Annotated in this window: 15 protein-coding genes; 9 read left to right on the top strand and 6 right to left on the bottom strand. The window is 66.3% G+C overall.

The window, feature by feature from the left end:
* The first annotated feature begins 70 nt into the window (after positions 1 to 70).
* From IWX85_RS14965 to nadB, 3 genes are all read left to right on the top strand, one after another.
* A complete protein-coding gene (locus IWX85_RS14965; protein WP_036805598.1) occupies positions 71 to 289 on the top strand; it encodes a DUF3460 family protein in 219 nt (72 codons plus the stop codon).
* 93 nt (positions 290 to 382) lie between these two features.
* On the top strand, positions 383 to 1,258 hold the full coding sequence (locus IWX85_RS14960; RefSeq protein ID WP_196870259.1) for a ScpA family protein: 876 nt from the start codon (positions 383 to 385) through the stop codon (positions 1,256 to 1,258).
* Positions 1,259 to 1,302: 44 nt separating this feature from the next.
* On the top strand, positions 1,303 to 2,880 hold the full coding sequence (gene nadB / locus IWX85_RS14955) for an L-aspartate oxidase (RefSeq protein ID WP_196870258.1): 1,578 nt from the start codon (positions 1,303 to 1,305) through the stop codon (positions 2,878 to 2,880).
* A gap of 88 nt (positions 2,881 to 2,968) precedes the next feature.
* Here the strand turns inward: nadB and IWX85_RS14950 are convergent, their stop codons facing one another.
* From IWX85_RS14950 to IWX85_RS14935, 4 genes are read right to left on the bottom strand one after another with little or no spacing between them, the layout of a single operon-like run.
* Complete coding sequence (locus IWX85_RS14950; RefSeq protein ID WP_196870257.1) at positions 2,969 to 3,457, bottom strand: DoxX family protein; 489 nt, start codon at positions 3,455 to 3,457, stop codon at positions 2,969 to 2,971.
* Complete coding sequence (locus tag IWX85_RS14945; protein WP_196870256.1) at positions 3,454 to 4,263, bottom strand: DNA-binding domain-containing protein; 810 nt, start codon at positions 4,261 to 4,263, stop codon at positions 3,454 to 3,456. The genes IWX85_RS14950 and IWX85_RS14945 overlap by 4 nt, the downstream gene beginning before the upstream one ends.
* Positions 4,260 to 5,129, bottom strand: coding sequence for a DUF692 domain-containing protein (locus IWX85_RS14940; RefSeq protein ID WP_196870255.1), 870 nt, complete (start codon positions 5,127 to 5,129; stop codon positions 4,260 to 4,262). Before IWX85_RS14940 ends, IWX85_RS14945 begins: the two co-directional genes overlap by 4 nt.
* 20 nt (positions 5,130 to 5,149) lie before the next feature.
* Positions 5,150 to 5,434 (bottom strand): DUF2282 domain-containing protein, encoded by a 285-nt coding sequence (locus tag IWX85_RS14935; protein ID WP_196870254.1) that lies wholly within the window; start codon positions 5,432 to 5,434, stop codon positions 5,150 to 5,152.
* Between the two features lie 189 nt (positions 5,435 to 5,623).
* Here IWX85_RS14935 and IWX85_RS14930 point away from each other — a divergent pair, with 189 nt between their 5' ends.
* A complete protein-coding gene (locus IWX85_RS14930) occupies positions 5,624 to 6,199 on the top strand; it encodes a sigma-70 family RNA polymerase sigma factor (protein WP_196870253.1) in 576 nt (191 codons plus the stop codon).
* The gene (locus IWX85_RS14925) at positions 6,196 to 6,837 is read left to right on the top strand and encodes a DUF1109 domain-containing protein (protein ID WP_196870252.1); all 642 of its coding nucleotides are present in this window, start codon (positions 6,196 to 6,198) and stop codon (positions 6,835 to 6,837) included. Before IWX85_RS14930 ends, IWX85_RS14925 begins: the two co-directional genes overlap by 4 nt.
* A gap of 324 nt (positions 6,838 to 7,161) precedes the next feature.
* On the opposite strand, the gene IWX85_RS14920 is transcribed toward IWX85_RS14925, so the two are convergent.
* Both IWX85_RS14920 and IWX85_RS14915 read right to left on the bottom strand, forming a co-directional pair.
* Positions 7,162 to 8,133, bottom strand: coding sequence for a tripartite tricarboxylate transporter substrate binding protein (locus tag IWX85_RS14920; protein WP_196870251.1), 972 nt, complete (start codon positions 8,131 to 8,133; stop codon positions 7,162 to 7,164).
* A gap of 172 nt (positions 8,134 to 8,305) precedes the next feature.
* Positions 8,306 to 8,782, bottom strand: coding sequence for a MarR family winged helix-turn-helix transcriptional regulator (locus tag IWX85_RS14915; RefSeq protein WP_196870250.1), 477 nt, complete (start codon positions 8,780 to 8,782; stop codon positions 8,306 to 8,308).
* A gap of 227 nt (positions 8,783 to 9,009) precedes the next feature.
* Between IWX85_RS14915 and IWX85_RS14910 the strand changes: the two genes are divergently transcribed.
* The 4 genes from IWX85_RS14910 to fahA are packed head-to-tail and all read left to right on the top strand — an operon-like array spanning position 9,010 to position 12,821.
* Positions 9,010 to 10,701 (top strand): FAD-dependent monooxygenase, encoded by a 1,692-nt coding sequence (locus IWX85_RS14910; protein WP_196870249.1) that lies wholly within the window; start codon positions 9,010 to 9,012, stop codon positions 10,699 to 10,701.
* A 13-nt stretch (positions 10,702 to 10,714) separates the two neighbouring features.
* Positions 10,715 to 10,909: a DUF2783 domain-containing protein gene (locus IWX85_RS14905; RefSeq protein WP_196870248.1), complete on the top strand. Its 195-nt coding sequence runs from the start codon at positions 10,715 to 10,717 to the stop codon at positions 10,907 to 10,909.
* A 49-nt stretch (positions 10,910 to 10,958) separates the two neighbouring features.
* Entirely contained in the window at positions 10,959 to 11,501 is a 543-nt protein-coding gene (locus tag IWX85_RS14900; protein ID WP_036805644.1) for a VOC family protein, read from the top strand.
* Between the two features lie 3 nt (positions 11,502 to 11,504).
* Entirely contained in the window at positions 11,505 to 12,821 is a 1,317-nt protein-coding gene (gene fahA, locus IWX85_RS14895; protein ID WP_196870247.1) for a fumarylacetoacetase, read from the top strand.
* Positions 12,822 to 12,941: the final 120 nt, after the last annotated feature.

The following is a 12,941-nucleotide window of genomic DNA, read 5'->3' as shown; positions in this document are numbered from 1 at the left end:
GACGAATGAATGAACGCATGGCAGACCCCGGTAAAATCCAGCCACTATACGTTTTAGGCGGTCCAGACCCATGTCCATTTTTCAACGCACCCACTACACCTCTGAAATCACCTCGTTCATCGACGAGCTGAAGGCGAAGAAACCCACCCTGGAAGCCGAGCAGCGTGCCGGTCGCGCCATCTGGTGGGACAAGAACCTGAACCTGGCCGACCAGGCGGACTATGGCGAGGCACGTGTGGCGCAGCAAGCCTATGTCTATGGCACCAGCGCCCATCCGAACGGCGACTGATTCCGCTTTATATCTTCAGCCGGCAGCCAGTTGGCACAGGCGGCCTGTTTTCCATGGCGGCAAGCCCATCAACCGATCCCTCCTGCTGCTTTGATGCCACATCTCCCCTTCCCCGTGCAGGAACTGCGCGCCCCTGACGATGCGGTCCTGCCCACAGCGGTCAACCCCGAACTGCCGGCGCTGACCGACCCGGTCGCGCTGGCCCGGCTCTATGGCGAGCCGATGTTCGCCATGCCCAAGGACCTGTACATCCCGCCCGATGCGCTGAAGGTCTTTTTAGAAGCCTTCGAAGGCCCGCTGGACCTGCTGCTGTACCTGATCCGCAAGCAGAATTTCAACATCCTGGACATTCCGATGGCGGCGGTGACGCGCCAGTACCTGGCCTATGTCGATGACATCCGCGCCACCAACCTGGAGCTGGCGGCCGAATACCTGTTGATGGCCGCGATGCTGATCGAGATCAAGTCGCGCATGCTGCTGCCGCCGCGCAAGGCGGCCGAAGGCCCGGAAGCCGAGGACCCGCGCGCCGAGCTGGTGCGCCGCCTGCTGGAATACGAGGGCATCAAGCTCGCCGCGCACCGGTTGAACACCCTGCCGCAGCGCGGGCGCGATTTTGCCGTGGCGCAGGTGCATGTGGAGCAATCCACCGAGCCGCGCCTGCCCGATGTCACGCTGGTCGAGCTGCAGGAGGCATGGCAGGGCATCGTCAAACGCGCCAAACTGGTCCAGCACCATGTCATCAGCCGCGAGGAACTCTCGGTGCGCGAGCACATGAGCATCGTGCTGCGCCGGCTGCAGGGCCGCAAGTTCCTCGAGTTCGAGGAACTGTTCGATGCTTCGCGCGGCATGCCGGTGCTGGTCGTCACCTTCATCGCGCTGCTGGAGCTGGCCAAGGAATGCCTGCTGGAAATCACCCAGGCCGAATCCTTTGCACCCATTTATGTTCGCCTGGCCTACAAGCCAGCGTGATGCTTCAATTCCACGTCTCCCACCCCCCCCCTACCTGGTCCACCATGACGCATGATTTTGATGTTTTGATTGTCGGCAGCGGCCTGGCCGGCCTGTCCGCCGCGCTGCACCTGGCGCCCACGCACCGCGTGGCTGTCATCACCAAGCGCGCCATCAGCGACGGCGCCAGCGGCTGGGCGCAGGGCGGCATTGCCGCCGTGCTGGCCGACGGCGACAGCTTCGACGCCCATGTGCAGGACACGCTGGTGGCCGGCGCCGGCCTGTGCGACCTGGCCGCCACCCGCTTCGTGGTGGAAAACGCGCCCGGCGCGATTGCCTGGCTGCGCGAACTGGGCGTGCCGTTTTCGCTGGAGGGCGGCGAATTGCACCTGACACGCGAAGGCGGGCATGGCGCGCGGCGCATTGCGCATGTCACGGACGCCACCGGCGCGGCCGTGCAGCGCACCCTGATCGACGTGGTGCGGACGACGCCCGGCATCACGCTGTTCGAGCAGCACACGCTGGTCGATGTGATCACCGCGCGCAAGCTGGGTTTGCCCGGCGCGCAGCGCTGCCTGGGCCTGTACGCGCTGGACGACGCCACCGACGAGGTGCTGACCTTCCGCGCGCCGCAAACCATCCTGGCCACTGGCGGCGCCGGCAAGGTGTACCTGTACACCACCAACCCCGACACCGCCACCGGCGACGGCATTGCAGCGGCCTGGCGCGCCGGCTGCCGCGTGGGCAACATGGAATTCATCCAGTTCCACCCGACCTGCCTCTACCACCCGCATGCCAAGTCGTACTTGATCACCGAGGCGGTGCGCGGCGAAGGCGGGCGACTTTTGTTGCCCGACGGCACCCGTTTCATGCCCGACCACGACGCGCGCGCCGAGCTGGCACCGCGCGACGTGGTGGCCCGGGCGATTGACTTCGAGATGAAAAAACGCGGCCTCGACTGCGTGCACCTGGACATTTCGCACCAGAGCCCGGCGTTTTTGCACGAGCACTTCCCCAACATCCTGGCGCGTTGCGCCGAACTGGGCATCGACATCACGACCCAGCCAATTCCGGTGGTGCCGGCCGCGCACTACACCTGCGGCGGCGTGCTGACCGACCTGGCCGGCCGCACCGACCTGCCGGGCCTCTTTGCCTTGGGCGAAACCGCCTGCACCGGCCTGCACGGCGCGAACCGGCTGGCGAGCAATTCGCTGCTCGAATGCATGGTGTTTGCGCAGGCCGCCGCCCAGGCGATTGCCAGCGCGCCCGCTGCGCCGGTGGCCGAGGTGCCGCGCTGGGACGACAGCCGCGTGACCGATGCCGACGAATGCGTGGTGATCTCGCACAACTGGGACGAGCTGCGCCGTTTCATGTGGGACTACGTCGGCATCGTTCGCACCAACAAGCGGCTGGAGCGCGCCGCGCACCGCATCACGCTGCTGCAGGCCGAGATCCAGGAGTTTTACGCCCACTTCCACGTCACGCGCGACCTGCTGGAACTGCGCAACCTGGTGCAGGTGGCCGAGCTGATCGTGCGCTCGGCCCAGTTGCGCCGCGAGAGCCGGGGCCTGCATTTCAGCCGCGACTATCCTGACATGGCGGCGCCGGCGGCGGCCACCATCCTGGTGCCGCCGGTGGCCTGAACGGCAGGCCGGTCCACCTCATTTATAGGATCAAATCAGGCTTTTACGCAATACGGACGTGCGCTGACAACTATGGTTTCAAGAGCATCTAGCGAATGTGAAGCAATCGGTCCAGCGACAGCGTTCCGGCGCCGCGTCCCACCAGATAGAGCAGCAGGCCGGCCCATGACAGGTGCGTCGGCCAGGCATCGGGATAGACAAACACCTGGATCACCAGCGTCATGCCCAGCAGCGCCAGGGCGGACAGCCGGGTGAACAGGCCCAGCACCAGCAGAATGGGAAACAGGTGCTCGGCCCAGGCAGCCGCATTCGCGGCGATGTCGACTGGCACCAGCGGCAGCCGGTATTCGTCCCGGAACAGCGAATAAGCGCTGTCGTTGACCGTCAGCCAGCCGTCCACCTTGGTGCGGCCGGACATGAAAAAGATGGCGGCGATGGCGATGCGGTTCACCAGCGCCAGCGCGTCATGCGGCAGCAGGCGGGTGAGCCGCCCGGCCAGGCCGTGCCAGAGGCCGCGCAGCCCGGCGGGTTGGGCACGTGTGCCGGCGGTCGTCATGGTGGATAAAACGGGATTCATGTCAGCTCCTGGTGGTTGGGGGTCGGAATCGAAACGGTCTGTGCGCTGCAAAAGGCGCCGGCCTGCAGCAGCAGGGTCATCAGTCGCGCCAGATCGCAGTCGGCCTGCCGGGCCAGCGCTTCATCCGCTGCCAGTGCCAGCGGACGTCCGGCGGCGCAGGCATCAAGAAATGCGCAGCCGCCCGCCTCCAGCGCGCTCCAGGCGACGGCGCCCTCCGGCCGGGTCAGCAGCGCCCCCTCGCCGGTCCAGTCCAGCGCATCGCCGCTGTCCAGGCCTTGCAGGGCATCTTGCCGGTTGCGCTGCCAAAGGGTGTAGATCGGCTGGTCGTCGAACCAGGCCCAGCGCGCGGCCGGATGCGGCTGCAGCACCAAAGCGCCCAGTTGCTCCGGCGGCAGGCCGGCCAACGCTGAGGGCTTGAGCACCGGGGCATCCGCCGCCACATGCGCCTCGGTCCAGAAGCGGTCGAGCCGGGCCACACCGGACAGGTAGGGCAGGTCCGCCGCCGGCGCAAAACCGGCCAGGAAGCCGGGAAAACCCGCGCCATACAGCAGCAGCCGGACATCGACAGGCGGCTGTGCGCGCACATGCAAGGCAGCGGCAGCACGAAACCAGTCCTCGCCCACCAGCCGCGACACCGCCGGGTAGTTGGCCTGCAGCGCATCGATGCAGCCCCTGATGACCGTGTTGCGGTACACCGCAAATCCGGGCTGGTCCGTCAGGTCGCGCAGGTGTTCGGGCAGCGCATCGGGCAAGGCCCACAGCGCCTGGACAAAGCGGTCCTGGAAACGGGAGAGTTCGGTGGTCATGACGCCAGCGCCTCTTTTTCCGGCGCCTCTTTTTCGTGCGGCTGGCCCTGCAGCAGCGCATGCGCCTGCCGGCGTTCGGCCAGCAGTTCGGCGAAAGGCGGCAGCTGGTCATCGCGCTCGATCAGCGTCGGGCGCGGGCCGATGCGCGCCATCAGGCGTTCATACAGCGCCCAAACTTTGGGCGCGACCGGCGCATCGTGCGAATCCACCAGCAGCGCCTGGCCCAGCACCGGGTCGGGGGTGTGGCCCGCCAGATGGATTTCCATCACCGCGTCGCCGGGAAAGGCGTCGATATAGGCCTCGGCATCAAAGCCTAGGTTGTTGGCGCTGAGATACACATTGTTCACGTCGAGCAGCAGGCCGCAGCCGGTGCGGCGCGCGAGTTCCTGCAAGAAATCAACCTCGTCCCAGGCATGGCCTTCGATGCGCAGGTAGTGGGACGGGTTTTCAATGGCGATGCGCCGCCCAAGGGCATCCTGGGTGCGGGCAATGTTGCCGGCCACGCGCAGCAAGGCGGCCTGCGTGCGGGCAAAGGGCAGCAGGTCGGGCAGGTAACTGCCGCGCCAGGCCGACCAGGCCAGGTGCTCGGACACCAGCGCCGGCTCAATGCGGTCGGCCAGTGCGGCCAGCCACGCCAGGTGGGCCGCATCAGGCGGTGCATCGGCCGCCAGCGAGAGCGACACGCCATGCAGCGACAGCGGATGCCGCGACCGGATGGCGTCGAGCCAGGCCAGTCTCGGGCCACCCGCCACGGCATAGTTTTCCGGATGCACTTCGAACCACAGCCCGGCGTCGTCGCAGGCCAGGGCCTCGTCGAAATGCGCGGGCTTCAGGCTCAGGCCGGCGCTCAGGCGGGCGGGGTTCATGGCGTGTGTCCTGACGGCGCTCAGGCCTTGATGGCGCTGAGTGAGCCCATGCCATTTGGCGTCTTGAACGTGGTGCAGGTACCGGCAGGCACTTGCTTCCAGGCATTGCCCTGGTAGTCCACTTTCGACGTGCCGGCGCAGGTGGTGCCAGGTCCGGCGGCGCAGTCGTTTTTGCCGGCAAGGGCAACGCCGAAACATTTTTCCATGGCCGGCTTGGCGTCCATGGGCTTGCTCTGGGCAATGGCGGCACCCGAGGCGAGCGCGGCAAGGGCAAGGGTGCTGAGTGCGATGGAACGGATGATCATGAGAGTAGCTCCGGTTAAAAACAAAGGGTTGAACAGGCAGGCAGCGCGGGTAGCACTGGTCTGCGGACCTGGCGGAAGGACTCCGCTACAGTCTGTCCAGTAGTTCGGCGCAATCCGGCAGCCGGTTACACGCCAGCGAATTATTTTTGAAAAATATTTTTTTTATCGACGCTGTAACCCAGAGCCTGCATGGACCGAATACAAGAAAGAGACCGCCGGTTCACCGACACCGAACTCCGGTTGCGCGGCCTGATGCTGCAAGGCCTGGACGGCGATGCGGCGGCCTACCACCAGTTCCTGAAAGCATTGACCGCGCACCTGCGGGCTTATTTCCGGAAGCGGCTGTTCCAGCGAACCGATGAAGTGGAAGATATCGTGCAAGACACCCTGATCGCGGTGCACAACCAGCGACACACCTACCGAACCGACCAGCCCCTGACCGCCTGGGTGCATGCGATGGCGCGCTACAAGCTGATCGACCTGCTGCGCGCCCGCGCCTCGGGCGAGTCGCTGAACGTTCCGCTGGACGACGAGCTGGAGCTGTTCGCCGCGTCCGACACCGAGGCCCGGGAGGCAAAAAAAGACTTGGGCACGCTGCTGGCCGGCCTGCCCGACCGGCAGCGCCTGCCGATCGTGCACGTCAAGCTCGAAGGCCTGTCCGTGGTCGAGGCGGCACAGCTGACCGGCATGTCGGAATCGGCCATCAAGATCGGCGTGCACCGGGGCCTGAAGGCGCTGGCCGCCAAAATCAGGGGAATTGCATGAAGACCGATGAACTTGTCAGCCTGCTGTCGGCCAGAGTCGCGCCGGTGCCGGCCCACGCCGTGGACCGGCGTTTTGCCATGGCCCTGGGCTGGGGCCTGGCGGGCGCGGTCCTGCTGCTGGTCGTCGCCCTGGGCATACGCCCCGACCTGGCCGAAGAGGCCGGCACGCTGATGTTCTGGCTCAAGCCGGGTTTTGCGGCCGGGTTGGCCCTGGCCGGCCTGGCCGCCAGCGAACGGCTGGCCCGTCCCGGCATGCGCCTGGGACGGGTCAATGCCGCGCTGGCCCTGCCGGTGCTGCTGCTGTGGCTGGTGGCCGCTTTGGTGCTGGTCAACGCCGAGCCGGCACAGCGCGCCGCGCTGGTTCTGGGCGACACCTGGAAGAGCTGCCCCTTCAACATTGCGCTGCTCTCGCTGCCCCTGTTCGCGTCCACCCTGTGGGCGTTCAAGGGCCTGGCCCCGACCCGCCTGGCGCTTGCCGGAGCCAGTGCCGGGCTGCTGGCGGGGGCACTGAGCGCGCTGGTGTATTCGCTGCACTGCCCGGAGTCGGCAGCGCCTTTTTTGGCGGTCTGGTACGTGCTGGGCATCGCGATTCCGACGGCGGCCGGCGCGCTGCTGGGGCCGCGTGTGCTGCGCTGGTAGGCGCGGTTGCTGACAGGCCGGCCGTCAGGTCAAGCGCTGTCTTGCCGTAACTTATCAGTTTGCCGAATGCAGTCCGTCTTACTCCCTCTCCCTCTGGGAGAGGGCTGGGGTGAGGGCTCACCGATGGCGATTTTTTGTGACCAATCCCACGCCCGCTGTCCCCTCTCTGCGCCTTCCTCCGGAGGGGGAAGGCGTCATGCGGACACGCGGCCATGTCTCACGGGCGATGGCAGGCAGTTACGTCTTGCCAACCAAATCAGCCTTCTGCGCCATACTGGCTTGCCTCTGTAGCTCCTCTTTTTATAGCAAAATTTGCCTGCTGTTTCAATCCAGCCGGATATTGCTGGCGCGAATCACCTTGGCCCATTTTTCGCGCTCAGCTTTGGCGTAGGCGGCCATCTGCGCCGGTGTGCTGGGAATCGCTTCCAGGCCCAGCGTCTGGAAGCGCGCCTTGACTTCGGTGGAGTCCAGCGCCGCCAGCAAAGCCTTGCTCAGTGTGGCCACCGCCTCGGGCGGCGTGGCGGCAGGCACCACCAGCCCTTGCCAGGCATAGGCTTCAAAGCCCTTCAGGCCCTGTTCGGCCAGCGTGGGCAAGGTGTTGAAGGTGGCAATGCGCTTCGGGCTGGCCACGCCAATGGCCACCAGACGGCCGGACTGGATGTGCTGGTAGCCGCTGGCGGTGTCGACGAACATCATCGGCACCTGGCCGCCGATCACGTCTTGCACCGCCGGGGCCGCCCCCCGGTAGCCCACATGCACCATCTTGAGCCCGCTGCGTTCGCGGAACAATTCGGTCGCCAGGTGGTGCGGGCTGCCCGCACCAGGCGTCGCGTAGTTCACGCCCGTCGGCTGCTGCTTCGCCCAGGCCATGAACTCGGTCAGGTTCTTGGCCGGCACACTGGGGTTGACCACCAGGATCAGCGGGAAGCGTGCCATCAGGCCGACCGGCGTGAAGTCTTTTTCGACGTTGTAGCTGAGCCTGGAATACAGCGCCGGGTTGGCCGCCATGGTGGCCGTGTCGCCGGTCAGCATGACATAGCCGTCGGGTTTCGCCTTGGCGGCATAGTCGGCGCCAATGTTGGTGGCCGCGCCCGGTTTGTTGTTGATGATGATGGGCTGGCCCAGCGTCTGGCTCATGGGCAGCGACAAAATGCGCGCCACCACGTCCGAGCCGCCGCCTGCCGGGTAGGGCACGACCCATTCGATGGACTTGTCGGGATAGGCCGCAGCCGCCGCCAGCGGCAAGGCGAGTGTGGCAACGCTGATCCAGCGGCGCAGGGTTTGGGGGCAGTGCATGGGAACTCCGGTGATGTCAGGTCATGAAAATCTGCACCGGTTCAGCGAAGAATCTGCGGCACCGGGCAGACAAGGCACGCCGATGATAGAAAAATATGGTTGCGCACACAACTGGGGTATGTACCCACCCGAAAGCAGCTTTCAGCCGGGCAATGGCTGCATGGCACACGGCTCAGGCATCCGCGTCGCCGGCACCCTCGCCCGCCAGCCGCGCATGGGCGACCAGCCGGTCAAGCAGATGATCAAGTTGCGCGCGCTCTGCGGCATTCAGGCAGGAAACGATCTCGTCATTGCGGCGACCGATGACGCCCATCAGCCGCTCGCACACCGCCTCGCCTGCGGGCGCCAGCGTCAGCACCACGCCGCGCCCGTCGGTGGCGCTGGCCTGCTTCAACACCAGGCCTTGGTCAACCAGCGACTGGGCGGCGCGGCTGGCCTGGCCCTTGTCCAGGTTGGCGCGGTAGGCCAGGTCCTTGACCGACAGCGGCGTGAAACTCCCGATGGCCGACAGGCAGCGCCCTTCGCTCAAGGCAATGCCGGCATCGCTGAGGTAAGCACCCTGGGTGAGCCGGTCGGTGAGCTTGGACAGTGTGTGCAGCCGGTGGGTGAACATGCGTTCAAGAGAAACCGGGTCAGGTGGGGAGGACATTGCAGCGCCAGGGTTCGAAAAGTTGTTACCGAATCACTATACGTGACGCCACCGGATTGGTGCAGTGCCAGCCCTTGGCGCCGCTTGACGACCCGCTGAAGGCACAGCAGCACGCGGCAGGGTTGGGATCCGCGTCAGGGTAACTACTGACGCCGATGTTGTTGAAACCTCCAATAATGGTTGTGTACGCAACCACTTAGCCCTTTCAGCGCACCGAAGCCCCCTGCATGCACCACCCCACCTCCCTAGCCCGTCCGTCGATTTATTACCGCTACCAGGTGTTCAAACCCTGGCTGCCTTCGGCACATGCGGCGCAGGCCCGCCAGCAGGTGGTGATCGCCGGCGCCGGCCCGGCGGGCCTGGTGACGGCGCTGGAACTGGCCCGCCTGGGCGTGCCCAGCGTGGTGCTGTCGCCGGAGTTGCAGGTCTCGCAAGGCAGCCGCGCCATCGTGTTCACCCGCCGCTCGATGGAAATCTTGCAGCAGGTCGGCGTGGCCGGCCGCATGACTGCGGGCGGCCTGCCCTGGCGCTTTGGCAATTCCTACTACCGGGGCCAGCGCGTGTTCCGCATGGAAGCGCCGCACGACGCAGACGACCGCTTCTTTCCGATGCTCAATATCCAGCAGCAATACCTGGAGGAATACCTGATCGACGCCTGCCAGGCCAGCCCGCTGATCGACCTTCGCTGGGGCAACAAAGTGGTCGGTGTGACGCAGGCGCCCGGTCTGGCCTGCGTGACCATCGACACGCCCGAAGGCCCGTACACGTTGGAGACCGACTGGCTGGTGGCCGCCGACGGGGGCCGCTCTGACATCCGTGCCGCCCTGAAGCTGCAGATGGAAGGCGCGTCGTACGAGGGCCTGTTTGTCATCGCCGACATCCGGGTCGATCTGCCGCTGCCGACCGAGCGACTGGCTTATTTCGACCCTGAATGGAACCCCGGCAACACCATCCTGATGCACCGCGAGCCGCACGGCATCTGGCGCGTGGACTACCAGCTGCCGCCCGGCGAGACGCCCGAGCAGGCGCTCCGGCCGGCATCGCTCAAGACGCGCATCGACGCACAGCTGGCCATGATCGGCCACGCCGGCGCGCCGTGGGAGATGGACTGGAACTCGGTCTATTCGGCGCGCACGCTGACATTGCCCGACTATGTGCAGGGCCGCGTGGTCTTCACCGGCGACGCGGCGCACCTGCTGCCGATCTTCGGCGTGCGCGGCGCCAACACGGCGTTCCAGGACGCGCAATCGCTGGCCTGGCACCTGGCCTTTGTCGTGCAGGGTCTGGCGGGCGACAAGCTGCTGGCCAACCACAGCGCCGAGCGCGTCGGCGCGGCGCGCGAGATCATCGACGAGGCGGGCAAAAGCACGCGCTTCATGGCGCCGCCCAGCCGGGGCTTCCGGCTGCTGCGCGATGCGGTGCTGTCGCTGTCGCTGACCGAGGCATTCGTGCGGCCGCTTTATCACTGGCGCACCTCGCGCCCGCACGAGTACAGCGGCTCGGTGCTCAACAGCCAGGGCGACGACAACGCTTTGTTCAGTTCAGGACCAGCCCACGGCGCGCCGCCGCAAAACATCCGCCTGGCGCCCGACGACTTTTTGCTCGACCACCTGGGCGGCGGCTTTGACCTGCTGTACTTCACGCAGGCGGCAGCGGTTCCCGAGCCCTTACAACAAGTGATCGCGGCGACGCGCGCCCGGGGTGTGCCGCTGCGGGTGACGGCCGTGGGCGCCGCGCAGCCCGTGGACGGGGCGGACCTGACGCTGGCGGACGCCGACGGCCACTTTCGCCAGCGCTACGGCGTGCAGGCCAGCGGCGCCGCCTACCTGCTGCGGCCCGACCAGCATGTCTGCGCGCGCTGGCTGACGCTGGACGCCACGCGTCTGCAAGCCGCCTTCAACATCGCCCTGCCTCAGTGAACCGGAAAATTCCATGACTGCCAACAAAAACGCCCTGCCCCTTGCCGGCCTGGAAACCGTGTACGACACCCTGGCCAGCGCCATCGACAAGGCCGGCCCCGGCAAGGCCGAACTGTTTTTGGTAAAACTGGCCCTGCTCCATGCCAACGCGCTGGCCGATGCCCGGCTGTTTGAAACCCATGTCCAGGCCGCGCTTCGCGACCTGTGACGCCTGTGCAAGCCTGTCTCCACCTGACAACCCAACGTTTGAGGTCACCATGAACATCCAGAAAATCCATCACGTCGCCTACCGCTGCAAGGACGCCAAGCAAACCGTCGAGTGGTACGGCAAGTACCTGGACATGAAATTCATCCTGGCCATTGCCGAAAACGAGGTGCCCTCGACCAAGGCCCCCGACCCGTACATGCATGTCTTTCTCGATGCCGGCAACGGCAACGTGCTGGCTTTTTTCGAGCTGCCGACCCAGCCGCCGATGGGCCGCGACCCCAACACCCCCGAGTGGACGCAACACCTGGCGCTGCAGGTCGAATCGATGGAGGCCCTGATGGACGCCAAGGCCCGACTGGAGGCCGGCGGCATTGACGTGCTGGGGCCGACGGACCACACCATTTTCAAGTCGATCTATTTCTTTGACCCGAGCGGCCACCGGCTTGAGTTGTGCGCCAACACCGGCACGCCGAAGATGGCCCAAATGCTCGATGAGGCCAAGTGGGACATGCTCAACGAATGGGCGCTGACCAAGAAAGCGCCCCAGCATGCGCGCTGGATGCATGACGGCAGCATGGCCGCCGAAAGCTGAAGCATGAGCGCACTCAACGAAACCCACGACCCGGCGCTGCGCAGCTGGGTTGCGTCCGCCAACCTGACGGGCACCGACTTTCCGATCCAGAACCTGCCGTTCGCGGTCTTTCGCCGCCGGGGCAGCGCACAAGCCTTTCGCGGCGGCGTGGCCATCGGTGACCAGATCATGGACCTGGCGGCGCTGGCGGCAACCAGCGTGTTCAGCAGCGAGGCCGCTATGGCGGTGCAGGCCGGCGCGCAGGACAAGCTCAACGCACTGATGGCGCTGGGCGCTGGCGCCTGGCATGCCCTGCGCCTGGCGCTGTCACGCGCCCTGCGCGAGGGCGCGGCCGAACAGGCCATGCTGGACGCTTGTCTTGTGCCGCAGTCCGAAGCCGACTACGGCGTGCCGGCGCGCATTGGCGATTACACCGATTTTTATACCTCGGTGCACCACGCCACCAACATCGGCCGGCAGTTCCGCCCCGACAACCCGCTGCTGCCGAACTACAAATGGGTGCCGATCGGCTACCACGGCCGGGCTTCGAGCATCGGCGTGTCCGGGCAAAGCTTTCACCGTCCCGTGGGCCAGACCCTGCCGCCCGGCGCCACGCAGCCGGTCTTCGGCGCCAGCCAGCGGCTGGACATCGAACTCGAACTCGGTATTTTTCTCGGCACCGGCAATGCGCTGGGCGAGCCGGTTCCCATCACGCAGGCCGAGGGCCATGTGTTTGGCCTGTGTCTGCTCAACGACTGGTCGGCGCGCGACCTGCAGGCCTGGGAATACCAGCCGCTGGGCCCCTTCCTGTCAAAAAACTTCGCCACCACGATCTCGCCGTGGATCGTGACGCTCGAAGCGCTGGCGCCTTACCGCCTTCCCTTCCTGCGCCCCGAAGCAGACCCGCAGCCCCTGCCTTATCTGGACTCCGAGGCGAATCGCCAGCAAGGCGCGCTTGACATCCAGCTGCAGGTCGGCCTGCTGACGCCCACCATGCGCGACGCCGGCCAGGGCGACGCCACGATCTGCCGCACCAGTTACCGCCATGCCTACTGGACGGTGGCGCAGCTGGTGACGCACCACACGGTCAACGGCTGCAACCTGCGGCCCGGCGACCTGTTCGGCAGCGGCACGCTGTCGGGCCCGACGCTGGACCAGGCCGGCGCGCTGATCGAGCTGACCACCGGCGGCAAGCACCCGCTTGAGCTGCCCAATGGCGAAAGCCGCACCTACCTGGAAGACGGCGACGCCGTGGTGATTCGCGGCTGGTGCGAAAAAGCCGGCGCCGCACGCATCGGCTTTGGCGAATGCCGGGGAACCGTGCTGCCCGCGCGCAGCTGAACAGCGCCAGGATGCGGCCGGCATCGCGTGGCCGGCCGCATCCGCAAACCGCCCTTCTCCTCGCCAGGCTTGCCAACTGGCCTGTTAACGGGTCAAATCTGGTTATGGCGCACGTCCAGC

It is taken from the genome of Polaromonas sp. CG_9.11 (genome assembly GCF_015752225.1).
GTDB lineage: Bacteria > Pseudomonadota > Gammaproteobacteria > Burkholderiales > Burkholderiaceae_C > Polaromonas.
The sequence above is the reverse complement of the archived record's forward strand: the minus strand, read 5'-3'. Positions and strand labels throughout refer to the sequence as shown.

What these genes read in the sequence shown, in the direction of transcription:
- IWX85_RS14965 (WP_036805598.1), top strand. Translation starts at nt 71, where the DNA reads ATGTCCATTTTTCAACGCACCCACTACACCTCTGAAATCACCTCGTTC.
- IWX85_RS14960 (WP_196870259.1), top strand. Translation starts at nt 383, where the DNA reads ATGCCACATCTCCCCTTCCCCGTGCAGGAACTGCGCGCCCCTGACGAT.
- nadB (WP_196870258.1), top strand. Translation starts at nt 1,303, where the DNA reads ATGACGCATGATTTTGATGTTTTGATTGTCGGCAGCGGCCTGGCCGGC.
- IWX85_RS14950 (WP_196870257.1), bottom strand. Translation starts at nt 3,457, where the DNA reads ATGAATCCCGTTTTATCCACCATGACGACCGCCGGCACACGTGCCCAA.
- IWX85_RS14945 (WP_196870256.1), bottom strand. Translation starts at nt 4,263, where the DNA reads ATGACCACCGAACTCTCCCGTTTCCAGGACCGCTTTGTCCAGGCGCTG.
- IWX85_RS14940 (WP_196870255.1), bottom strand. Translation starts at nt 5,129, where the DNA reads ATGAACCCCGCCCGCCTGAGCGCCGGCCTGAGCCTGAAGCCCGCGCAT.
- IWX85_RS14935 (WP_196870254.1), bottom strand. Translation starts at nt 5,434, where the DNA reads ATGATCATCCGTTCCATCGCACTCAGCACCCTTGCCCTTGCCGCGCTC.
- IWX85_RS14930 (WP_196870253.1), top strand. Translation starts at nt 5,624, where the DNA reads ATGGACCGAATACAAGAAAGAGACCGCCGGTTCACCGACACCGAACTC.
- IWX85_RS14925 (WP_196870252.1), top strand. Translation starts at nt 6,196, where the DNA reads ATGAAGACCGATGAACTTGTCAGCCTGCTGTCGGCCAGAGTCGCGCCG.
- IWX85_RS14920 (WP_196870251.1), bottom strand. Translation starts at nt 8,133, where the DNA reads ATGCACTGCCCCCAAACCCTGCGCCGCTGGATCAGCGTTGCCACACTC.
- IWX85_RS14915 (WP_196870250.1), bottom strand. Translation starts at nt 8,782, where the DNA reads ATGTCCTCCCCACCTGACCCGGTTTCTCTTGAACGCATGTTCACCCAC.
- IWX85_RS14910 (WP_196870249.1), top strand. Translation starts at nt 9,010, where the DNA reads ATGCACCACCCCACCTCCCTAGCCCGTCCGTCGATTTATTACCGCTAC.
- IWX85_RS14905 (WP_196870248.1), top strand. Translation starts at nt 10,715, where the DNA reads ATGACTGCCAACAAAAACGCCCTGCCCCTTGCCGGCCTGGAAACCGTG.
- IWX85_RS14900 (WP_036805644.1), top strand. Translation starts at nt 10,959, where the DNA reads ATGAACATCCAGAAAATCCATCACGTCGCCTACCGCTGCAAGGACGCC.
- fahA (WP_196870247.1), top strand. Translation starts at nt 11,505, where the DNA reads ATGAGCGCACTCAACGAAACCCACGACCCGGCGCTGCGCAGCTGGGTT.